At 57.3% G+C, this 20,629-nt stretch carries 19 protein-coding genes and 2 tRNA genes; 8 read left to right on the forward strand and 13 right to left on the reverse strand.

Features of this window, described 5'->3' with window-relative positions:
- Window positions 1–45 precede the first annotated feature (45 nt).
- Window positions 46–1,731: a peptidyl-prolyl cis-trans isomerase gene (locus VNL17_07635; GenBank protein ID HXI83948.1), complete on the forward strand. Its 1,686-nt coding sequence runs from the start codon at window positions 46–48 to the stop codon at window positions 1,729–1,731.
- On the opposite strand, the gene VNL17_07640 is transcribed toward VNL17_07635, so the two are convergent.
- The 8 genes from VNL17_07640 to VNL17_07675 form a co-directional block, all read right to left on the reverse strand.
- Window positions 1,728–2,441: a gamma-glutamyl-gamma-aminobutyrate hydrolase family protein gene (locus tag VNL17_07640; protein ID HXI83949.1), complete on the reverse strand. Its 714-nt coding sequence runs from the start codon at window positions 2,439–2,441 to the stop codon at window positions 1,728–1,730. The genes VNL17_07635 and VNL17_07640 overlap by 4 nt on opposite strands.
- Window positions 2,438–3,574, reverse strand: coding sequence for a putative sulfate/molybdate transporter (locus tag VNL17_07645; GenBank protein ID HXI83950.1), 1,137 nt, complete (start codon window positions 3,572–3,574; stop codon window positions 2,438–2,440). Before VNL17_07645 ends, VNL17_07640 begins: the two co-directional genes overlap by 4 nt.
- 32 nt (window positions 3,575–3,606) lie before the next feature.
- The gene (locus VNL17_07650) at window positions 3,607–4,515 is read right to left on the reverse strand and encodes a DNRLRE domain-containing protein (protein ID HXI83951.1); all 909 of its coding nucleotides are present in this window, start codon (window positions 4,513–4,515) and stop codon (window positions 3,607–3,609) included.
- A 6-nt stretch (window positions 4,516–4,521) separates the two neighbouring features.
- On the reverse strand, window positions 4,522–5,358 hold the full coding sequence (locus VNL17_07655; protein ID HXI83952.1) for a substrate-binding domain-containing protein: 837 nt from the start codon (window positions 5,356–5,358) through the stop codon (window positions 4,522–4,524).
- Complete coding sequence (locus VNL17_07660) at window positions 5,355–6,059, reverse strand: prepilin-type N-terminal cleavage/methylation domain-containing protein (protein HXI83953.1); 705 nt, start codon at window positions 6,057–6,059, stop codon at window positions 5,355–5,357. The genes VNL17_07655 and VNL17_07660 overlap by 4 nt, the downstream gene beginning before the upstream one ends.
- Complete coding sequence (locus VNL17_07665; protein HXI83954.1) at window positions 6,043–6,759, reverse strand: PEP-CTERM sorting domain-containing protein; 717 nt, start codon at window positions 6,757–6,759, stop codon at window positions 6,043–6,045. The genes VNL17_07660 and VNL17_07665 overlap by 17 nt, the downstream gene beginning before the upstream one ends.
- A gap of 212 nt (window positions 6,760–6,971) precedes the next feature.
- Complete coding sequence (locus tag VNL17_07670) at window positions 6,972–7,346, reverse strand: LysR family transcriptional regulator (protein ID HXI83955.1); 375 nt, start codon at window positions 7,344–7,346, stop codon at window positions 6,972–6,974.
- A 25-nt stretch (window positions 7,347–7,371) separates the two neighbouring features.
- Window positions 7,372–8,220, reverse strand: a complete 849-nt coding sequence (locus tag VNL17_07675) for a universal stress protein (GenBank protein ID HXI83956.1) — start codon at window positions 8,218–8,220, stop codon at window positions 7,372–7,374.
- A 114-nt stretch (window positions 8,221–8,334) separates the two neighbouring features.
- On the opposite strand from VNL17_07675, the gene VNL17_07680 reads away from it, so the two are divergent.
- The 3 genes from VNL17_07680 to VNL17_07690 all read left to right on the forward strand — a co-directional run bounded on the left by VNL17_07680 (window position 8,335) and on the right by VNL17_07690 (window position 10,758).
- A tRNA-Val gene (locus tag VNL17_07680) sits at window positions 8,335–8,411 on the forward strand.
- A gap of 102 nt (window positions 8,412–8,513) precedes the next feature.
- Window positions 8,514–8,591, forward strand: a tRNA-Asp gene (locus VNL17_07685).
- A gap of 691 nt (window positions 8,592–9,282) precedes the next feature.
- Entirely contained in the window at window positions 9,283–10,758 is a 1,476-nt protein-coding gene (locus VNL17_07690) for a choice-of-anchor tandem repeat GloVer-containing protein (protein HXI83957.1), read from the forward strand.
- Window positions 10,759–10,786: 28 nt separating this feature from the next.
- Here VNL17_07690 and VNL17_07695 read toward each other — a convergent pair whose 3' ends face one another.
- The 4 genes from VNL17_07695 to VNL17_07710 form a co-directional block, all read right to left on the reverse strand.
- Window positions 10,787–11,881: a sulfotransferase gene (locus VNL17_07695; GenBank protein HXI83958.1), complete on the reverse strand. Its 1,095-nt coding sequence runs from the start codon at window positions 11,879–11,881 to the stop codon at window positions 10,787–10,789.
- A 190-nt stretch (window positions 11,882–12,071) separates the two neighbouring features.
- The gene (locus VNL17_07700) at window positions 12,072–13,799 is read right to left on the reverse strand and encodes a GMC family oxidoreductase (protein ID HXI83959.1); all 1,728 of its coding nucleotides are present in this window, start codon (window positions 13,797–13,799) and stop codon (window positions 12,072–12,074) included.
- Window positions 13,800–13,878: 79 nt separating this feature from the next.
- Entirely contained in the window at window positions 13,879–15,180 is a 1,302-nt protein-coding gene (locus VNL17_07705) for an MFS transporter (GenBank protein ID HXI83960.1), read from the reverse strand.
- A gap of 11 nt (window positions 15,181–15,191) precedes the next feature.
- Window positions 15,192–16,187 (reverse strand): C-terminal binding protein, encoded by a 996-nt coding sequence (locus tag VNL17_07710; protein ID HXI83961.1) that lies wholly within the window; start codon window positions 16,185–16,187, stop codon window positions 15,192–15,194.
- A 78-nt stretch (window positions 16,188–16,265) separates the two neighbouring features.
- On the opposite strand from VNL17_07710, the gene VNL17_07715 reads away from it, so the two are divergent.
- The 4 genes from VNL17_07715 to VNL17_07730 all read left to right on the forward strand — a co-directional run bounded on the left by VNL17_07715 (window position 16,266) and on the right by VNL17_07730 (window position 19,501).
- Complete coding sequence (locus VNL17_07715) at window positions 16,266–17,447, forward strand: iron-containing alcohol dehydrogenase (protein HXI83962.1); 1,182 nt, start codon at window positions 16,266–16,268, stop codon at window positions 17,445–17,447.
- Window positions 17,448–18,063: 616 nt separating this feature from the next.
- Window positions 18,064–18,216 carry a hypothetical protein gene (locus tag VNL17_07720; GenBank protein HXI83963.1) on the forward strand — a complete coding sequence of 51 codons (153 nt, stop codon included), beginning with the start codon at window positions 18,064–18,066 and terminating at the stop codon, window positions 18,214–18,216.
- A gap of 111 nt (window positions 18,217–18,327) precedes the next feature.
- A complete protein-coding gene (locus VNL17_07725) occupies window positions 18,328–18,714 on the forward strand; it encodes a hypothetical protein (GenBank protein ID HXI83964.1) in 387 nt (128 codons plus the stop codon).
- A gap of 520 nt (window positions 18,715–19,234) precedes the next feature.
- Window positions 19,235–19,501, forward strand: a complete 267-nt coding sequence (locus VNL17_07730) for an RNA-binding protein (GenBank protein ID HXI83965.1) — start codon at window positions 19,235–19,237, stop codon at window positions 19,499–19,501.
- 804 nt (window positions 19,502–20,305) lie between these two features.
- On the opposite strand, the gene VNL17_07735 is transcribed toward VNL17_07730, so the two are convergent.
- Window positions 20,306–20,629: nucleotide-binding protein (locus VNL17_07735; protein HXI83966.1), on the reverse strand; the 324-nt coding region annotated here is incomplete at its 5' end.

A 20,629-nucleotide genomic window follows, 5' to 3' on the forward strand; every position in this document is an offset into this window, starting at 1 on the left:
CGGAGCGCGCGGGTATTCTCGCCACTCCCTACGGGAGAGATTGATATGTTTATAGCTCACGGCGAACGATTACAAAGATGGGGCCCCTGGATTCTGGGAGGCGTGCTGTTGCTGTTGGTCCCGAGCTTCGTCGTGATGTTCAGCCCATCGGCTTCCCTGAAACAACAGCGCACGGAATTGCCGACGATCGGCGGCAAGCCCGTAAACTTCGCTGATTTTCAGAGCGCCAAGAACGTCGTGATGACCGAGATCGTATTCAGCAGTGGCCGTCAGCCCGCTCGTTCCCTTGAATTCGAAGACCAGCTCAACATCGAGGCTGTGCAGCGTCTCATCTTGCTGCGCAAGGCCAGGGAATTCGGCATCAGCGCCAGCGACGATGAAGTGGTCCAGCAGCTTCGCATGCTGCCCGCCTTTCTGAACGAACAGAAGCAGTTCGACCCCGATCGCTACCAGCGTTACGTGAACTTTCTGAACAACCTCAGCATCAGCGAAGCGCAGTTGGCGGAGACCATTCGCGAGCAAATCGAGTTGTCACGCCTCCGCGCGCTGGTTGCCACCGCGGCGAAGGTCACCCCGGCTGAGTTGAAGCTCGCGTATACACCACTACACGAAGAGACAACGATCGACTACGTTGAGTTCAACGGGGCCGACCGCAAGGAAAAATTCACGGTCAAAGACGACGAGGCCAAAGCGTTCTATGACCAGAATAAAGAGAAGTTCCGCAAGCCCGCGCAGGTCAAAGTCCGCGAGGTCTACTTCACGATTTCCGAGGCCCGGAAGTCCGTCACGCTCGGCGAGGGTGAGATTGGGGAGTATTACGAACTCAACAAGAATAAATATCTCGACGACCAGAAGAAACCCAGGCTGTTGGCCGATGTGAAGGACGAAGTGAAGAAGGACCTGCTCGACCTCCGCGCGGAGCGGCTCGCGGGAGACCGTGCGACCGGGTTTTCGGTCAAACTCGTGCACGAGCCGGGGGCGGCCCGTCCCGATTTTGCGAAGATCGCGGCGGATTTCGGCATCACGCCGCACGAGACGGACTTCTTCAGTTTGCGGGGCACGGTTGCCGGCGTCAGCGCCGGGCTGCAGTTCAACCAGGCGGCATTTTCACTGAGCCCGGAAGTACCCTTCAGCGATCCCGTTCGCGGGGAAGACGGCTATTACGTGATGGAGTATATCGCCAGCAAGCCGAGTGAGGTCCCGCCTTTCGATGAGGTGAAAGAACAGGTCGTCGATCTCCTGAAACAGCAACAGGCCCGCGATGCCGCAGTCAAGCAAGGTCGTGAACTCGCCGCCAAAGTCAAGGAGGCTGTCACTGCGGGCAAGAATTTCAGCGACGTCTGCGCCTCCGCCGGAGTGAAGGCTAGGACGACGGAGCCGTTCACCATCGCGCAGGACACGACCAATATCCCGTTCGCCAACCGAATCAAGGACATGGCGCTCGGTATGCCGACAAATGCCGTCAGCGACTTTATCCTTACGCCCAACGGAGGTTTGTTCTTCCACGTCAAACAGCGCACCCCGCCGAACCCGGAGGATTTCGAGAAGAACAAGGTCCAGTTGGCAGCGCAACTTCTCGACCGCAATCGCCAGGCGCTCTTCGAAGATTGGGCCAATTCAGTGATGCGGGACGAGCATGTTGAGTACAAGCGCAAGGCGCATCCGCGGCTACAAGAGTCGCCTACCGAAGAAACCGAGCCCGACGAATCGTCGGCTCCCGCAAAAAGCTAGGCATCGCGCCCTCGGCACGCCTTCACAAACTCCCGGAAGAGTTTCTGGAATTGGGGCGCCCTTTTCACAAGCCTTTCCGGATGAAACTGCACGCCGCAACAAAACCGGGCATCCGGTTTCTCCATCGCCTCAATGACGCCATCGGGCGCGCGCGCGACCACCTCGAAACCAGGCGCGACGCGGTCCAGCACCTGGTGATGGCTCGTATTCACACGGTCAAAGCCATCCATCGCACGGTTTAACGTGCCCCGCTTCGTCCACTCGATCTTATGCGCGAAGGCGTCCGGCTGCGGATTGCGGTGGCCGGCGATGTGTGGCAGCAGCGTGCCGCCGAAGGCCACGTTCATCACCTGGATGCCGCGGCAAATTCCGAACAAGGGTTGGTCGCGCTCCCGCAGTTTGCGCGCCACGTAGATCTCCATCTCATCCCGCACCTCGTCCGCGCCCGAGATTTTCTTGCGTAGCGTCGCGGACATCCGTGGCGCGTAGAACTTCGCAGCCACATCGCCGCCACCGGTCAATAGCCAGCCATCGCAAGTCTTAAGAAAATGATCGAGCAATGTTTTGTCGCGTGTTAGCGGCACGATGAGCGGCACGCCCCCGGCCAGTTCGATAGCCTCCGAGTAGGAGACGCCGCAGAACGAGCCGCGCCCGTCCATCCGTGACCGCAGCGTGATGGCTTCGGGTGTGATGGCGATGACAGGTTTCATATTGTTTGTTGCCGGTTACGCCATAGATAAACCAGCGCGGTCCCAACAATCAATCCTATCGCGTATCCGTACGACAAGCCGGCCGCCATCAGTCCCACCAACATCGCGATGAACAGGTCAGGCTTCGAACCAGCGATGTCCCGAACCAGCAGCAGCATGGCGAGCCCCTCAAATGCGAGCATCACACCGAGAATCGGCTTCGGGAAAACCTGGATCAGTTGTGCGAAGCAGCCGCTGAAGAAAAGGCCCAGCGCCAGGTAGAGGCATCCGTAGATAATGACCGAACCGCCCGTGCGCGCCCCGAACGTATAGTGCCCCGCCATCCCGCCCGAGCCGTGACAGGTCGGGACGCCGCCAAACCAGGGATTGATCAGGTTCATCATCGAGTACGTGAAGCTAATCTGGCGGATCGTCAGCGGGCGTTCCGGAAAAAAATCCTCGGCCACTTGTCGCGTGGCCAGGATTGAGTTGCCCAGCGACAACGGAATCTGCGGCACAGCCAGAACAATCAGGCCCGCCAGCAAATCCTCTCGCGTCACCACGTGCAGTTGGGGGAGGTGGAGGCCTGCGCCCCGCCACACCATGCCGGAATCGACCTTGAAAACAAGCGCGTAGGCGACTCCCAGCGCGATCACGAACAATGCTGCCGGAAACCGGCGGTTGCCCAGCAAGATGATCGTGATGACAAACCCGGCTGCCGCCAACGCGTACCCCGCCGCGCCATCCGCCGGGACGTAATCCTTTATGGCGAGCATCGCGAGTTGGAGGCCGAGGCCAAACTGAATCCCCCGCACCACGGTCTTTGGAACGACACGCGCCAGCCATTCGATCAGGCCCGTCACCGTCAGGACGAGCATGAGTACGCCAATTGCGAGGCCGCCGCCGAAGAGCACGCCGCCACTCAGTTTTTGCGCAATCACCAGTGCTGCCATTGCTTTCAACGGCTGCACGGGCATCGGAATCCCGTAGCGCAACCCCGTGAAAAGCTGCATTACGCCAAACATGATCAAGGCGCTCGCCGCGTCGATCCCCGCCACGAGAATCATCGCAATGATGAGCGGCAAGTCGGTCCCGATGTCGCCAAACGCGCCGGCAAATTCGTTGCGGTCGAAGCGAATCCAACCTTTGCGCATGGGGGGTGAGTATAACATGCGGAAGAACCAGTTCAGTACCCGGCGCCGACCTTGTAAAAGCGTTGCGGCGCTGTTGCCGCGCCCGAATCCGTGACCGTGACAATGCCACCGGTGCCAGCGATGCCGTTTGTCAGGGGATTCCAGCTGCCGGTGACCAAGTTCGTGCTGTATTCGACCGAGTATGAAATGTTGTTTGTCGTGATGAAGCCGATTTTTACATCCGAGCCGACGACCACCAGCGACGTAATCTGCGGAATCGGGATCGCCGTAATTTCCAAGAAGGGAAATTGCGAGGGGTCGATAAAATTGCGCGAATGAAACGTGAAGCCAACAGTGCTGTTGGTGGTCGCCGTCAGGAAAAGACTGACCAGGTTTCCTGTCGAAAGATTACTGACAAAACCGGCGGACGCCCCAAGCGACAGTCGCACCACGCCGTTGGTGCCGCCGTTAACGAACGTGCCCAGCGACTTGTCCAGATTGGAGTTCAGGAGGGACGGCTCGTCATTATACACGATGCCGTCGGTTGTGGGATTGTTCGGCTTGCCCGTGCCTTCTGTCCACGTATTGGTTGCGATCCACCGTATCTCGAACGGGCCGACACCGCCATTAAAGTCGGTGTTGTTAACGTCCGTCTGCTCGAAGACGACCAGGGTGACACTGCTTATTCCCCAGCGTCCCGCCCCGTAAATACTGTTGAAATTGCTCGCGACCCCGGACACATCAAACCGCAGGAAGGAGTCCAGCAATCCCGCCTGCTGACCGATGACATTGGTGGCGATCAACCCTGACACCGACAACGCGCCGGCCCCACCATAATTGTGGGTGGGATCCAATGACCGCACGAAGGTGTCCGCTACCGGATAGTTCGTAAGAACGACCTGTGCCGTGACGGAAGAGGCGACCAGGAACCACAGGCAAGCCATCAGAAGCCGGACGTTCATGCGAATTTATTCCGCCCCTATCGGATAGAACAACGGAACGCCATCAGGCTGCCTGGCGGCGAAGTCTTTCAGGAACTGCTGCCCCTTTTCTGAGGTCAGGTAATCGGCCAACGCCTGAGCACCCGCCACATTCGCATGGGGGAAACGGTTCACGTTGGCGACCATCACCACGAACGGGCGGCGCATATCGGGGTCGCCGCGGACCATGATTTCCATGCCATCCGAGTTGATCTTGCCCTTCACGACGGGAATGCGCCCGACAATCACGTAGGCGTGATGTTTCTGCGCGAACATGACCACACCCTGCCCATTATCGCTCTCATCTTTCAGGACCCAGTCGCCCTGCGGCACGAGGCCCGCCTTTTTCCAAAGTTTGTCCGCTACCTGCCGCGCCCCGGCGTCAAAGAAATCCACATACGGTGCGTGTGCCTCAGCAATCTTTCGCAACGCTGCGGCGCCATCCGTCATGCCCTTGATGTGCGCGGGATCGTCGGGCGGTCCGACGATGATCAGTTCATTGCGCGCCCACGGTTTCATTCCCACAGCATAGCCGTCGGCGACAAGGTCCATCGCGTCGTCGGTCGAGTGCATCGTCAGAAAATCCGCGTCGCCTTTGCGGAACGATTCGACGAGGACCTGTTTATTTCCCGCCATGACGACCTTCACCTTGTAGCCGGTGTCGGCCTCGAATTGTTTGGCGATCCCCTGCCACACGCCTGTCATGATCATGCCGCCGATGATGGCGACGCGAACTGGAGGGTTGGCCGGGGGCGAAGACGGCCCGCAGCCGTTCGCGATGGCAAGAACTGCGGCGAGGCAAACAGGGAAAAGCCGGCTGCTCATGGCAACGGCGCCTGGTTGATGCCGGCGGTAAGTGTTTGCCAGCGGATGTCCGGCCGCGTCGGCTCGCCAACACCGCAGCCGAGATAGTCACCCGCAAACGAATCTACGCGTCCATCTACGAAGACAACGTTGGCTCGTCCAGAATGCCGCGCCATAACAGTGTATCCTAATTGCGACGGGACCGTGGATGAATATTGGCCGGACGCGTCCGCCATGAAAGCGAGTTGCTCCGGCTTGGGAATCTCCGGCAGCCGATGTTGGTCCGGGCGAATCCACGGTGAGAGGTACATGTTCATCGCATAGGGCAGAAAATAGGTGCCCCCCGGATTTTTCGCGCTCGGGTCGATAAATATTGATGACGAATCGCCCGCCTGTGGCCGTACGCCTTGCGCAACCAAATTACTGTAGGACTGCGACCCGAAATAGCGCGGCAGGCAGTTGAACCAATCTTCCGGGCGATTGATCAGCATCAACGGTTGGACCCCCTGGCCGCGGCGTGGGATATACTCGTTGTAGTCGCCGATGTACAACTGCAATGCGAGGCCCCACTGCCGGAGATTACCGGCGCAGCGGGCGCTCTCCCCCCGTGCGCGAGTCTTTCCCAGCGCACTAAGCACCATGGCCGCCAGTACCCCGATGATCGCTATGACCACCAGCAGTTCGATCAGAGTGAACGCCGCTCGTCTAGTCGGCGGCCGCATGCCTGCTCCTCCCGCGTCGACGACCCGCTGCGCCCAGAACCACGCATGCCGCGCCCAGCAAAACCATGGTTGAGGGTTCCGGAACCGCGACAGCCGTGATGATAATAGATGGCCGTGCCGAAGCCGTGCCAAAATTCTCGGAGTTGAAGGTGAAGCCAACGGTGCTGTTGGAAGTCGCGGTCATGTAAAGGCTCACCAGGCTACCAGTTGAAATCTCACTGAGAAAGCCGGATGTCAATCCCAGCGAAAGATTCATCCGTCCACTGGTCGCTCCGCCGTAATTGAATGTCCCCAACGCTTCATCCACATTGGAATTCAAGAGGGATGACTCTTGCGAATAGGTAATACCAGTGCTGGTGGGGCTGGCGGGCGTCCCGGTGCCTTCGGTCCAGGCATTGTTCGCCATCCAGTTAACAGCGAACGTACCGGAACCATAATTGAAAATAGTATTATTCGGTGGCTGCGCCATCACACCGAGGGTGATGCCGGTAATCGTCCATTGCCCAACGCCGAATGTTGCGTTGAAACTGCTGACAGCGCCTGAAATATTGAACTGCAGAAACGAGTCCAGCAATCCGTTGTTTATGCCCGTTGAATTGGTGGCAATGGATCCCGAAACCGCAAGCGCACCGGCGGCGCCATAATTGTGAATCGGGTCCGCTGATCGGACAAACGCATCGATCGTGGGATTGTTTGTCACCGCAATTTGAGCCGAAACCTCACCAGCGTCCGCCAGACAGGAACAAAACACCAGACACACGACACTTTTGAACATAGCAAACCCCCGCATGCCGCATCGTCCGTTCATTTCAGAATTAAACTTGCCCTTTCACGCGTTATATTTTTACAAATATATCGGCGACAAACGCAAGCAGAAAGCCGGCAGTCGGGTATTTCCCCGGATAAAGGTGGTTACCGCAGTCGATCCGACAACTGCCTGCGAAGTGCCTGTGTGGCCTTGAGGCTCTGCATTTCGACGCGGCGGTACAATGCCAGCACGCTCCTGCCTGTCTCCGTCAGGATTGCAGTTCCGCGTTCCGCGCCGCCACGCTTGGTCCGCACCAGCGGCGCTTTGAAACAGCTATTCATAGTACGGATCAGCATCCACGCACGCATGTAGGACATGCCCATGGATTCGGCGGCCGCCGCGATCGATCCCGCCCGGTGAACGGCTTCCAGTAAATCCGCCTTGCCCGGACCGATCGCGATATCCACGCCGCGATAAAGTCGCGGACGAACCTGGAATTCGCGGCGGACTTCCTTGTGACGTGGGCGGCTGCTCTTCATGGGGTTGAGGTTCGCAAAACCCCCGTTAGGCTGTCCGTACCAACAGCACGGGAACGGTAGCCTTGCGGATGACGTGGGAAGTGGTCGAGCCGAGGATGAGTTCGCGGATGCGGGTGTGGCCGTAGGCGCCCATGACAATAAGATCGGCGCCGATGGTTTCCCGTAGTTCGAGGATTTCCTCTTCGGGGTCGCCATGCAGCACTTCCACGTTGGCTTTGACATTACCGCTCAGCGCCCGCTGCTTCGCCTTTTCAAGAAGCGCGGCAGCTGCGTCTTCGCCGCCCAGCGCCGCGACCATCGTAATCGTCATCTTCACTCCCAAGGCCGGGGCAAGCGCGATGGCCGCGCGCAGCGCCTTGCTCGATTCCTCGCTGCCGTCGTACGCGACCAGCATATGGCTGATCTCGTGAAACTTCCCCGGCGTGACGAGGCACGGTTTGACCGAAGCGCGCACCACGCGTTCGACGACAGAGCCCAGCATCTCGTCCGACCATTCCGCGTGTTCCCCATGCTGGCCGAGGACGACGAGGTCCGCCTGTCGCTCCTGATCGAGAATCGCTGGCAGCAAGCTGCCGGTTTCGTGGGCCGTCTCGCAACTGACACCGCTCTTATCACAACGTTCTTTGGCCGCCGCCAGGACCATCGCAGCTTTTTCTTCCTGGATCTTTTGTAACTGCGGCAACAGGGCCGAGTAGGGTTGCGCGCCGACCGCGCCCGACAAATCCGCGAGCCACGGACCTTCCAAAAGACGGATGTCAGTGACATAGAGCGCACGGAGGGAGGCGCTGAGTTTGCGAGCGAGCCAGATTGCGTAATCACCCGCGACTTCGGCGGCTGGTGAACCGTCGCTGCATAAGAGAATCGTTTTATACATGGCTGCCTCCGTTTGGTATTACCACCACAGCAACATAAACATACGCCCAAGGAATGATGACTCCAAACCACGGCGTTGACAAGGGGGTGTTTTGCCTGTAATGCTTTTGGTTGCGGGCGCTTAGCTCAGTTGGCTAGAGCACCTCGTTTACACCGAGGGGGTCAAAGGTTCAAGTCCTTTAGCGCCCACCAGCCGCCGCTCGGCTGGCAGCCGGGCTTTGGCTGGCAGGCCATGAACAAGCGGCGGTTGACGCCACGTCATAGCCCAAGCGGATTTTCCCGCGGTCCAAACGCGGGGGTGTAGCTCAATTGGTTCAGAGCGCTGCCCTGTCACGGCAGAGGTTGCGGGTTCGAGCCCCGTCACTCCCGCCAATTTCTGGAGTCGGATCTTCCTCTGTTTCCTGTTGATCCGGCGGCTTTTCTGGGCGGGAGTCCTACTCTGAACTCCGGTTGCTATCGCCCGAAACGGGGCTTTTCCCCCCTGTTGGGCGAGTGTTAGGGTGATAGTTTTTCGGGGGCGAGGATCGAGACCAGACCCATGAATCATCATCGAGCCGCGGGCTTGTAGCCCAGTGAGTGCGGTTACGGGTGCGGTTGTATCATTGGCGGTTGTGCCTGTGGCTTTATCACCATCGCTTGGTACCAATATTTGCCGGGCTGGAATGGTGCCCCCAGCGGTTGCCATCCCGATTTGATGGCTTTCTTTACTTCATTGACCAAGACTTCATACCTAGACGATTCAATTATTTGGTAGTCCATAATAAAGAATGCTACCGAGTTGCGATGAGTAGGTCAATCGTGAGCGTGACCGCAAACGGCGGCGGGATGCGGGCGGGGTTGCGGCATTCAGATTTCCGCATTCACCCAAAACAGGGTTTTTTGCCCCTGTCGGGTAAGTGTCAGGGTGATAGTTTTTATGCGGGGATTCTGGGGGCGGTTGAAGGAACAGGAGGCAGTCATGCGGGTGGGAATGGGCGGAGAAGGCTCGACTCGGCGGGACTGATTTGCTATTGGGGTTCTTTGGGCAACGGCGAGTTTGGCAAAGAGTGAGGAGACATCGGGTATGAACAAAGGGATTCGGGTCGGGTTGGCAGTGTCAAAATTGCTCCGCCTTGTCATCGCAGTTATTCCATTGCTCTTGGCGTGTCGAGCGTTCAATGCGAACGCACTGACGGAGACAAACCTTCACTTCTTTGTCGGCTTTCCAGGCGATGGGACCGATTCACGCGCAAAGCTTGTCCAAGGCAATGACGGCAATTTCTACGGGACGACGTTTGGAGGTGGGACGAACAACAACGGTATCGTGTTTCGGATGAGTCCCAGCGGCACCGAATCGAATCTTTACTCCTTTGTCGGCTTCCCCAGCGATGGTGGGCATCCAAATGCCGGGCTGGTACAGGGCAGCGACAGCAATTTCTATGGGACAACCGATCTGGGCGGGATAGCCAACTCCGGCACCGTGTTTCGGATCAGTTCCAGCGGCAGTTATACGAATCTACACAGCTTTGTCGGCTACCCCACCGATGGAGCCGTGCCTACTGCCGGGCTGGTACAGGGCAGCGACGGTAATTTCTACGGGGTGACCCCTTTAGGCGGGACGGTCAACTCCGGCACGGTATTTCGCATCAGTTCCAGTGGCAGCTACACGAATCTGTACTCCTTTGGCATCAACACGAATGACGGGACCAGCCCATCTGGCGGGCTGGTTCAAGGCAGCGACGGTAATTTCTACGGGACAACCGGATTCGGAGGGACGAGCACCAATTGCGGCACCAACGGATGCGGCACGGTGTTTCGGATAAGTCCCAGTGGCAGCTACACGAATCTGTACTCCTTTGGCATCTCCACGAATGACGGGGTCATTCCATCTGGCGCGCTGGTCCAAGGCAGCGACGGCAATTTCTATGGGACGGCTGCTGCCGCCGGTCTACTCACCGCTTGCACCAATGGTTGCGGTATGGTATTCCGGATCAGTCCCAGCGGCAGCGAAACGAATTTGTACTCGTTTGTCGGCTCCCCCAACGATGGACAAGAACCCGCCGCCGGACTGGTACAGGGCAGCGACGGCAGTTTCTATGGAACGACGCTTAAGGGCGGGGCAGCCGGTTCCGGCACGGTATTTCGGATCAGTTCCAGCGGCAGCTATTCGAATCTTTATTCCTTCAAAGGTGATTCGACCGATGGAGGATTTCCAATAGACCCGCCGGTACAGGGTAGCAACGGGAATTTCTACGGGACGACCCAGTTCGGCGGAACGAACGGACACGGTGCCATATTTGAGATGATTCTCCCCCTCAGTCCTCCGCCCTATCCAATCAATCAAATCACCAAAGTCCAAGTTGCGGCGACAAACATCATCTTCTCCATCCCCTCCATCGCAGGCGAGATCTATCAATTACAGTTTAGCAGTTCGATGAACCCCACCAACTGGAACAATGAGGGCGGATCAATAACCAGTATCGGGGCTCTGCTGACGCTGACCAACTTTGGCGGAGCATCCCAGCCAAAAGGGTTCTATCGATTTGACATCACGCCGTGAGGGAGAAACTGGCAGGGACTGGGGCGGATTACCGCAGAATCGTGTCGGGGGCCAACCCGGGATCAAGCTCGCGGATTATGCGCTCCAGCTTGGCCAGGTCGTCGTCAGTCAAAAGACGCGCCGGCTCTCCCCTATCCTGAGCGCCCTCTGTCCCCGCTTGGGAATCCCTGGCCAAAATCTTTGCGAGTTGATTGGGATCCGGCAACGGCAACTCGCAATGAGTCAGCAAGGATTGGATGACTGCCTGCGGTCTAACTTTCAAATCTTCAAAACGGGCACAGGCGATGGCAGCCCGCTGCTGCTTGAGCCAATTACTGTCGTGCATCGTCGAGACCCACATGTTTGCCAAATACTCCAGCCAACTGATTGGGCGAGTATTCGTCTTCACAAAGACGTTGACGCTGGGAATCAAGTATCGAGATTTCACCAACCCTCTCTCCAACTGGGCATCTGATAATCCAAACGCTCGACTGAAAGAACGCGCCCAAGTCCGCCCATTCCGATACAGAAAAAGAATCTTCGCCTTTGGCACAACCCGATAGAGCAGATCGCTGACCGATAACACATAGCTTCTGAACTTAAAAGCCCAGTATTGAAATCCTCGCTGCTGGGCGTTTGCGCACATGATCATGAGGGAGTCATACAGAAGGGAGGCAACCTCCGCGTCGTCGCTCTGGCCGCTTGTTCGCAGCATCACCAGTTGCGAGAACACATCGGGTTCCGAGAAACTGACGACGGACGGGTTCAGATTCATAACATGGCTGAGCAGGGTCGACCCGCAACGACCAGTTGAATAGAGCAGAATGATGCGTTCCGGATTGATGTCAACTTCGCGGGCGAGCGTATGGAGAATGTCGTAAGGGACTGAAATCAGGCGCTGGGCTGCCTCATATTGGGCGATGAAGTAAAAGGGGGCCTGCAATAGATTGGTTTCGGGTGATGTATCTACAAAAAGCGCCCGGCGGTTGTCATGGTCGAGGCAATACAGACTAACGGTTGGCCGTTCCAGAATGACATGGGGGTCAAGGTGCCGCCCAGTATGGCTCTGAAAATCGTCCGCAGACACGATGGCGAACGGACTCGGCTTTAACTTGGAATCAATTATCAATTCGTATGCCTGCATGAGGATCACCCCTGCGCAGCTGTCGAGGTCTCGATTCCTAGATTGAGGCTCAACTCTGGATTCCCGAAAGCGGTGTATTCGGCAAAGCGCGCGATCGACAACCGCAACTTCGATCTTGTCGAACTGCTCGGTCGATACGTGGGCAAGAACAGAAATGTTATTTTAATGTCGATGATCTTGTTACGACTATTTATTTTACGACATTTTTCAGAATGTCGCTGGTCCGTAATCCGATCATCATCGCGGCTGCTGCCGTATCGCTATCGGGAATCACTGGACAGATGGAGTTATCCGCTACAAAAACGTTCTTTGTGCCATAAACAAGTGCGTTGCCATCCACCACGCCGCCGGCGTTCAGGGGAGCCATTTTACAGTGGGAGGTAAAGTGGTGCGGATCCAGTGAAAGATTGCTGTTGTTTTCCACGTACGCCTCAACCGTCGCATCGTCATAACCGGAAAGGATGACTAAATTGATTGGGTCACTTACAGTAGGCCTAAAATAAGGCGAGGGGAATGGGTACAGAATATTTAGTTGATCTAGCAGAGCGCGAAGATAGACCTCGACGGCACTCTTCATATTCTCCAGGTCGGCAGGATTTTGGTAAAAGCCGTCGTCGGTAGCGGCGATCTGAAAGCAGTTGTCGCTTTGGATGGTGACGCTGCCCGTACTCTGCGGGTTCAAAAGCTCCAAGCTAATATTTAGTATCGGAACTGAGGTTTGCGCATTCGTCGGGATGTAATCGAACAAAATCTGCACCATTCGCGCGTCGCTTGCACTACCACTCACGGCCGGCAAATAAACATTATGGATGGTATAGGCATAAGCTGCTCCCGGGGGTACCCCAGTGATAGCTGGATCGGCCAGCATCGAAATAGACAAGAGGGGATGGTTTTGGAGATTTTTCCCCACGTTCTCATTGATGAAGACGGGCTTGATGCCTGCATTCTGTAACGCTTGCGACGGACCAATGCCGGAAAGCTGCAGCAACTTGCTGCTGTTGATGCCCGCCGCCAAAACCACCGCTTTCCGAGCTTTTGCCCTACGAACTTTACCGTTCTGGATATATTTTACTCTTGTGGCTCTCCCGTGTTTGTTAAATTCTATTTGCACAGCGACTGCATCGAGGAGCACAAACAGTTTGTGCCCGTTCACTCCTTCACCTTCTGGAGTCATAACCGAGCTGTTTAAAAATGCTGTTGCGCTGCTCACCCGTTGCGTACCGGAAGGATCAATAAACCACTGGGCACGGGGGTCTATGCAGTTCTCTACACTCGGATCATTGTAATCCAACGCAGTTGGAATCCCAGGAAATGCTGCTTGTGTCGCGGGTAATAGTATGTTCGCTGTTAGCTGTGACACTGTGGGTGTCTGGAGCACATTGACAGCACCATTGTTTCCTCGCGCCCCGGGTGTGGTTGTCAATCCCTGGTAGTTTTCAAGGGCCGTGAAGGTTGCCTGAATATTGCCCAGGCTCCAATTGCTGCTTCCGGAAATTCCTTCCCAAGGCATGTACGCGGCGCTCGAGCCACGGCCATAGTATAATCCGTTAACCGATGAGCCACCCCCCAAGAGCATTCCCGTTGTCCAATCACCGGTTCGTCCATTAAGTCCTGCCATCGGCAAGGTTTGATTCCAGCCTGGCCAAAAATACTGGGGCTTCCCTATCTCAGCCAATTGGAATGCGGGGAGACCCACAGCCTCTATGGCTGGATCGGTTGTTAGATTTCGCCCTGCCTCTATTCCCAACACGGAAAAGCGACCATTCTCTGATAGCTCCTTCATCAGAATGCTACCCGCCGTTCCACCGCCAATGACTATGATATCTGCCTCCTCTTTGTTCCGATAAGGAGAACTTTGACCACCAAAAACGGTGGTTGTCGCGGCGACTAAAACGAGGGTGATAAATTTAATGTTCATAGGTGATTTTTCCACGTTACGCTATCAAGTGCGATTCCGTATGTAAAGGAGTCAGTCCTTGGTATTGACACTCCTTCACTTAACTGGCTGCAAATTCCTCCCGCTCCAAGCTTCCATCCAGCGGCGTGACGGGGTCTATGAAAAGCCAGCAGGCGGCGCCGACCAAGTAAATTCCCGCGGCGACCCAGAAGCAGATCGTCCAATTGTTGCCGGTGAATTTCAGAATCTGGGCCACGACGAGGGAGCCGACCGCGCCGCCGAGATTCCCCATCATGTTCATGCTGCCGGAGAGCGAACCCGCATACTTGCCGCCAACGTCCATGCAGGCGCCCCAGCCGCTCGGCATCGCGCAATCGTTGGCGAAACCGGCCACTCCAATGGCGATCATTGCGAGCGTTGGACTCTGGATGTGGGTGGAAAGAACCAACATGACGGCAGCGACAACCAGGCCCACCAGCGCCGGAATTCGCCGCGCGTGACGCGCCGACCCGGTCCAGCGCGCGAGGCGCTGAACCAGCACGCCCACGAATAAACAGGCCAGCCCGCCGAAGAAGAGCGGCAACCCGGACAAAAACGCGCTTTTCGCCAATTGCAGGTCGCGGGCTTCATTCAGGTACGTGGGCAGCCACGTGATGTAGAAGTACCAGCCGTAGCTCATGCAAAAGTATTGGAGCCAAAGCAGCCACACCGACCGGCTGCGCAGAAGCCGTTTCCATGGGACGTCGCCATGACCCACGGCGTTCACCTCGGCGCCGTCGAGCAACGCGAGTTCCGCGGCGTTCACGGAACGATGGTCGCGCGGATGGTCGCGAAACCAAAAATAAAACACGACCGTCCACACCACGCCCAGTGTGGCGAAAAGCAGAAACGCCTGGCGCCAGTTGAGAAAGGTCATCACCCAGAACACAAGCAGTGGCGTGAAGGCCCCGCCCCAGCGCGCGCTCAACCACGTGATGCCCTGCGCGCGATCGCGCTCGTTCCAAGGAAGCCAGATGGTGAAGATTTTGGTGAGATTCGGAAAACAGCCGGCTTCACCCGCGCCAAACAGGAACCGGCACACAATCATGGAAGCCAGGTTCCACGCCCAGCCCGTCGCCGCGGTGAAGAATGACCACATGACCACGACCCGCATGAGCACACCGCGCGGACCACGATGGTCGCCGAGCCAACCCGCGGGGATTTCAAAAAGCGCGTAGGCCAGCGTGAACGCCGAGAAGACCCAGCTCATCTGTTCCTTGGTGAAACCAAGGTCCTGCTGAATATGCCCGGCGGACTGCGAGATGCAGACGCGGTCGACGTAGGTAATGATCGCCAGCGTGGCAGCGAAGACGATGACCCAATGCCGCGCCCGCGTCGGTTGAGTGGCGGAGGGCGGTGTCATCGCGCGGCCGACTAATTGACCACGTTGTAGGGTGGCTGGCCCAGCAACACGCGTCGGCAGTTTTGGCTGCCTTTGACGCGCATATCGAGCATGCCTTCCTCGGAATAGAACGCCGAGTGCGGATTGATGATCAAGCGACCGTGCGCGGGATGTTTCGGATCGCGCCATGCCACGAGGAGCGGATGGTCTGGCGCCGGCGGCTCCGTTTCCAAGACATCAATGGCCGCGCCGCGCAAATGCCCGGAGGTAATCCCGTCGAGAACCGCAAGCGCATCGACTACGCCGCCTCGTGACGTGTTCACAACAAAGGAACCGGGCTGCAACTTCCTGATCGTGTCACGGTTGACCAAGTGTTTTGTTTCCGCGGTAAGTGGACAGTGAAGGCTCACGACGTGGGCCTGTGCGAGAAGTTCATCCAGGGTCTCTGCAGCACGAATGCCCAGCGATTTGTCGCGGCCTTGCGGTGCGAATGGATCGTAATAAACCACGTCCATCCCCAGTGCCTTCGCGCGTAACGCGGTCGCGCCACCGATGCGCCCGATGCCCACGATGCCAAACACGTGCCCGCGCAACCGATGCAACGGCTCTGCCTGGGTGTGACTCCACGGCCCGGTCCCGAGTTGCAATCGGTCGTTCAGATAATGAATGCCGCGCATCAACGTCAGCGTCATGCCGATGGCGGAGTCAGCGACCTCTTCGGTCCCGTAATCCGGCACGTTCGCCACAGTGATGCCGCGCGCCCGGGCCGTCACATGATCCACGTTGTCGAATCCCACCCCACAACGAACAATGAATCGGCAATTCTTCAAGCGTTCAATTGTCCGCGCGCCAATTCGGGTGCGGTGATAAATCATGATGGCGTCGGCGTCCTCGATTCGGCCCACGAGGTCGTCCTCGGAAGATGCATTCAGCGCCGCCACATCGGCCAGGTCACCCAGGATCTGGCGCTCGTGATCGAGCGGCTCGGTGATGAAATCGGTGACAACAACTTTCGCGCGCTGGGTCATGGCTGAATAACGCCCAGCCTTGCATTGAAGTGCGGCCCGAGGCAAGCCAACAATAGTTTGGTCTTTCAAATCCGCGCGGTGAATCGTATATCCGACCCCGTGAACGCGCAATTCAACGTGCCCTCCACGATCCTTGTCGCCGCCGGCGCCAGCCAGCAGCTCGCCGCGCAAGCCGCCCGGCTCGGCGGACGGCGCGTGTTGCTCGTCACCGATGCGACGATGGTCGCCAGCGGACTGGCGCAACGCTGCGTCGACCAACTTGCCGCCGCCAACATCCCGGCCACCGTCTTTTCCGGCGTGAAAACGGACCCGACCGATGAAAACGTCCGCGACGGACTCGCGTTGTTGCGCAAAACCAACTGCGATCTCGTGATTGGCCTTGGCGGCGGCAGCCCGATGGATGCGGCGAAAGTGATCGCCGTCGCCGCCACGAACGACGTGCCGCTTCGCGAGTTTGCGGGGTATCATCGCATCGCGCGCGCCGGCCTGCCGCTGGTGTGCATTCCGACGACGGCCGGCACCGGCAGCGAAGTGACCAAGGTCGCCGTCATCACGGACACCGAGCGCGACGTGAAAATGATGATGCTCGACGTTCACCTGCTGGCGCGCGTGGCACTGGTGGACTTTGAATTGAGCCTGACGATGCCGGCCCCACTCACCGCGCACGTCGGCGTGGACACGCTTACGCATGGGATCGAAGCCTTTGTGTCAAAGAAGGCGAATACGCTGACCGACCCGCTGGCGTTGGAGTGCATCCAACTGACAGCCACCAATCTCTTCACCGCTTGGGAGGAGCCGGGGAACCGCCCGGCGCGCGAGGCGATGATGCTCGCGGCCTGCCTTGGCGGGATGGCATTTGCCAACAGCAGCGTTTGTCTCGTTCACGGCATGAGCCGTCCCATCGGCGCGATGTTTCATCTGGCGCACGGATTGTCGAACGCGCTGCTTTTGCCGGCGCTCACGCGCTGGTCGCTACCCGGAGCCGTGGCGCGTTATGCACAGATCGCACGGTTGGTCGGTGCCGCCGCGAACGGCGCACCGGATGCGACGGCTGCGGCGAGCCTGCCCGATTATTTGGAAAAGTTGAACGCGCGCCTGGGCATCGGCCGTCTGCGCGATTTCATCAGGATGGATCGGGTTGCCTTCGAGCAGAAGTTGCCGGCCATGGCGGACGCGGCGCTGGCGTCGGGCAGCCCGCAGAACAATCCGGTTGTCCCCACGGCCGATGAAATAATCGAACTCTATCGCCAGGCTTGGTGAGGCGGTATTCAACAATGGAAAAAGTTGCGGGTTTGAGCCCCGTTACGCGGCGACAGTCCTCCAGTTCGAACTCGACCCCGTCAGGTAGTTACCGACTGTAAAGCTGCGATTTGCTTGAGAAATTGAACGATTTGGTTCCAATTGGAAATCAGGAGTCCCGCCAGTTTTTGGAGTCGGTAACTAGTTCAGACTCGGCGGCTTGTGCCTGTTTACTTCGCCCCCAGTCCTGCCCAAACCCATTGCCAAAACACTCATCCAAAATGGGCATAAATGCCCTATCGGGTGAGTGTCAAGGTGGTAGTTTTTTGGGCGGGGATGGGGCGGTTGACAAGGGATCAGGTGGCGAAAAAGAAAAGGAGAGTCGAGGCTCGAATCTCGTATTACCACCCCCAGCCGCATCGCAAAACGCGACTTCTCGCCTATGAGATTTCCCAGCGAGAGAGCGTCTCGACTCTCCACCACAACGTAAGCCTGATTCCCGGAATAGCAACCGATAGTTTCGAGGCAGACTGCGGCGGGAATTGAACAAAGCCAACATGGGGTGAACACCCTATTGTGCCGAATGACATACCGCGTAGTCTCTGGAGTATTACTTCAACGTTTTTGGAGAGCAACGATGGCTGACATTATTTTGAATTGTCCGGAGTGCGGCGACAACTTGGAGATTGATGGCGCGGGCGCGGGGTTAAAGGTCAACTGCCCGAAGTGCTATGCCGATATTTGGGTTCCTGCGACAACGGTCGTTCCATCACAAAACCCCGACCCTTGAGTAAGAATCTAGCGGCAGGCTATGGCATTGGAAAAAATCACTGTGAGTAGTTGCCATCCGTCAGCTCAGGAGAAGGCGTACGCCGCTTGCTCAAAAAGAGGAGACGATGAAATGATTATTGAAACCATGCTCCGTTCCGAGTTTGACCGGTTGGTGCCTCATAATCTCGCCTTGGAGAACTTCATGGTCAAACAGGTTGAATGGTTTTCTAACCGTTCGGGGAACTTGCTTGGTGCAGTTGCCAAAGGCGAAGGTGTAACGGGTTGGAATTACGTGATCCTGAAACGGGATAAAAAAGGCGATTTCCGCGTCCGCAAAGTGATCGGCAATTTTTTTAATTTGAACGCCGCCAGAGTTGATCTCTTGCTGTCGATGGCAGGGTTCGAGAAGGTCGATTGTGCCAACCAGCCCAATCCACCCGCCCTGTTGTCCTCGCCTGCTTCATTGGCGGTGGTCGATAGCCCATGCAAGCGGTCGGACATTCCACTGGCAGTGTAGAGACTGACATGCCCGTGCTTCGACATCCCCCCATCCTTCGTCGAAGCACCTCCTTAGGGCGTGATACGTCGCGACACTGCCATTATTGAAATCAGTTGTTGTAGATGGCACTGAGGCAAACGCAGTTTCGATAGGACGGATCGCTATTGCCGTCTCTCCGTCAGTCAGGCGAGGAAAAGAAGCGGAGAGTCGAGGCTCGAACTGCTCTGCTCTACGCCGCAACTTCAACCAACCCTCGACTCTCCACTGCAATGTAAGCCTGCTGGCGGGAATAGCAACCGGTTGTTTCGGGGCGGACTGCCGGCGAGGGTTTCCCAAAGGCAACATGGGGTGAACACCCCATAGTAGGTTGATGTCGTGCTTCATAGAATGCCAGGCATATTGTAAACCCAGCTATCCGATAGGAGACGCCCAGAGTGATTGGTAGATTATCAGGCGAGTATGTTTGCTCGATGACAATCTGAAACTCGAATCCATCGAGAACTTCCACTGAGACCTCCTACCGCAGCAGAAAGAAATAATGGCAACGAAACTATACGTGGGCAACCTGTCACCCAACACAACGGAAGTCCAGGTTCTCGACCTGTTCAAGCAAGCGGGCAACGTGGTCAGTTGCCAACTCATCATGGACAAGATCACCGCCAAGTCCAAAGGATTTGCGTTCGTCGAGATGGGCTCGGAAGCAGAGGCTGCCAAAGCGATAGCTGATCACAATGGCAAGGAACTGGATGGCCGGGCACTGAAAGTCAACGAAGCCAAGCCCCGCGTTGAACGCCCTCCCCAGTAGTTTCGTTGGCACACGGCGGGATCAGCAGTCAAAACGGGCGACAGGGCAGCGTCGATGGAATCGAGTCTGGCGTAGCCAGGCTACGGATGGCGGTAAGCCGGACAACCAGCTGTCTCCATCGAGGTCGTGGTTGACATAGCCTGCAAGAACCCGGACATTTTAGCGGCAGTGTAGAGCATGACATGCTCCTCACTCTTCGACATCTAGCCTGTCGAAGGTCCTCCTTGGGGCATGATTGGGAGCTACACTGCCCATGATCGAAGTCGGCTGACCGAATCTGATGGGGTGGCTTGTGCCCAAAGGAAGTATGCGTCCCGTCCCTAATCGTGTAAGGAATCCCAAAGACCCCCATGCTATCAGAGACGTCATTGCCACACGGGCAGCCAAGTCCTGGTCCTACTGGGCCGCAGCAACCAGAGTCAAGGTCGCCTCTTTGAATGTGAGTCGGTAATTGTGGCCAGGCGCCGATGATCCTGTGCAGGCCAGTGTCACTGGTTCGTGATGCAGAATATAAACATACGGTCAGTTCTGCCCACACCGGCTTGCTTTTTTGGGTAGATTCGAGCCTCGTCAGTCCCGCCAGTTTTTTCGTCCCTTCTTCTCAGATCCAACACCTTGAAAACATGGCTGGTTACAACGGTTCCAAATCCTATAAAACCTCAGAAACCGAATAGGGCCAGAACAGGCTGAAATCACGGGTCGGCCGCGTTCAGAAAGTGTCCGTGGCACCAACCGCTTCGCGATGCATTGCGCCGGTTATGGCGGCGGGTTACGAAAGCAGGTTCCCGATGAGGCGCGGAGCTTCTAGGGCGCGAATTTACCCAGGTACATGTCGAACCCGCCGGCGGAGAGTTGACTGCCGCCACCCAGGTTGATCGAAGTCATGAAACTGCCCGTCGTGAACACGTTGCCGGTGGAGTCCGAGGCCACGGCGTAACCCATTTCGGTGGTGGTCCCCCCGAAGTTCTTCGACCACGACCAGGCGCTGGTGGGCGAGTACTTCGCCAGGAAGACATTGTAGCTGCCAACCGAGAGCAGGCCCCCGCCCAGATCCAGGCTGCCGGCGAAGTATCCGGTGATGACAGGATTGCCGCTGCCATCCACGGTCAGACCGGTGCCCTTGATGGT

The sequence above is a fragment of the Verrucomicrobiia bacterium genome, assembly GCA_035577545.1.
Lineage (GTDB): Bacteria > Verrucomicrobiota > Verrucomicrobiia > Palsa-1439 > Palsa-1439 > Palsa-1439.

Coding starts and splice junctions, on each gene's coding strand:
- VNL17_07720 (HXI83963.1), top strand. CDS start 18,064: ATGGCTGACATTATTTTGAATTGTCCGGAGTGCGGCGACAACTTGGAG.
- VNL17_07675 (HXI83956.1), bottom strand. CDS start 8,220: ATGTATAAAACGATTCTCTTATGCAGCGACGGTTCACCAGCCGCCGAA.
- VNL17_07710 (HXI83961.1), bottom strand. CDS start 16,187: ATGACCCAGCGCGCGAAAGTTGTTGTCACCGATTTCATCACCGAGCCG.
- VNL17_07655 (HXI83952.1), bottom strand. CDS start 5,358: ATGAGCAGCCGGCTTTTCCCTGTTTGCCTCGCCGCAGTTCTTGCCATC.
- VNL17_07635 (HXI83948.1), top strand. CDS start 46: ATGTTTATAGCTCACGGCGAACGATTACAAAGATGGGGCCCCTGGATT.
- VNL17_07705 (HXI83960.1), bottom strand. CDS start 15,180: ATGACACCGCCCTCCGCCACTCAACCGACGCGGGCGCGGCATTGGGTC.
- VNL17_07670 (HXI83955.1), bottom strand. CDS start 7,346: ATGAAGAGCAGCCGCCCACGTCACAAGGAAGTCCGCCGCGAATTCCAG.
- VNL17_07695 (HXI83958.1), bottom strand. CDS start 11,881: ATGCAGGCATACGAATTGATAATTGATTCCAAGTTAAAGCCGAGTCCG.
- VNL17_07690 (HXI83957.1), top strand. CDS start 9,283: ATGAACAAAGGGATTCGGGTCGGGTTGGCAGTGTCAAAATTGCTCCGC.
- VNL17_07730 (HXI83965.1), top strand. CDS start 19,235: ATGGCAACGAAACTATACGTGGGCAACCTGTCACCCAACACAACGGAA.
- VNL17_07660 (HXI83953.1), bottom strand. CDS start 6,059: ATGCGGCCGCCGACTAGACGAGCGGCGTTCACTCTGATCGAACTGCTG.
- VNL17_07700 (HXI83959.1), bottom strand. CDS start 13,799: ATGAACATTAAATTTATCACCCTCGTTTTAGTCGCCGCGACAACCACC.
- VNL17_07650 (HXI83951.1), bottom strand. CDS start 4,515: ATGAACGTCCGGCTTCTGATGGCTTGCCTGTGGTTCCTGGTCGCCTCT.
- VNL17_07640 (HXI83949.1), bottom strand. CDS start 2,441: ATGAAACCTGTCATCGCCATCACACCCGAAGCCATCACGCTGCGGTCA.
- VNL17_07725 (HXI83964.1), top strand. CDS start 18,328: ATGATTATTGAAACCATGCTCCGTTCCGAGTTTGACCGGTTGGTGCCT.
- VNL17_07645 (HXI83950.1), bottom strand. CDS start 3,574: ATGCGCAAAGGTTGGATTCGCTTCGACCGCAACGAATTTGCCGGCGCG.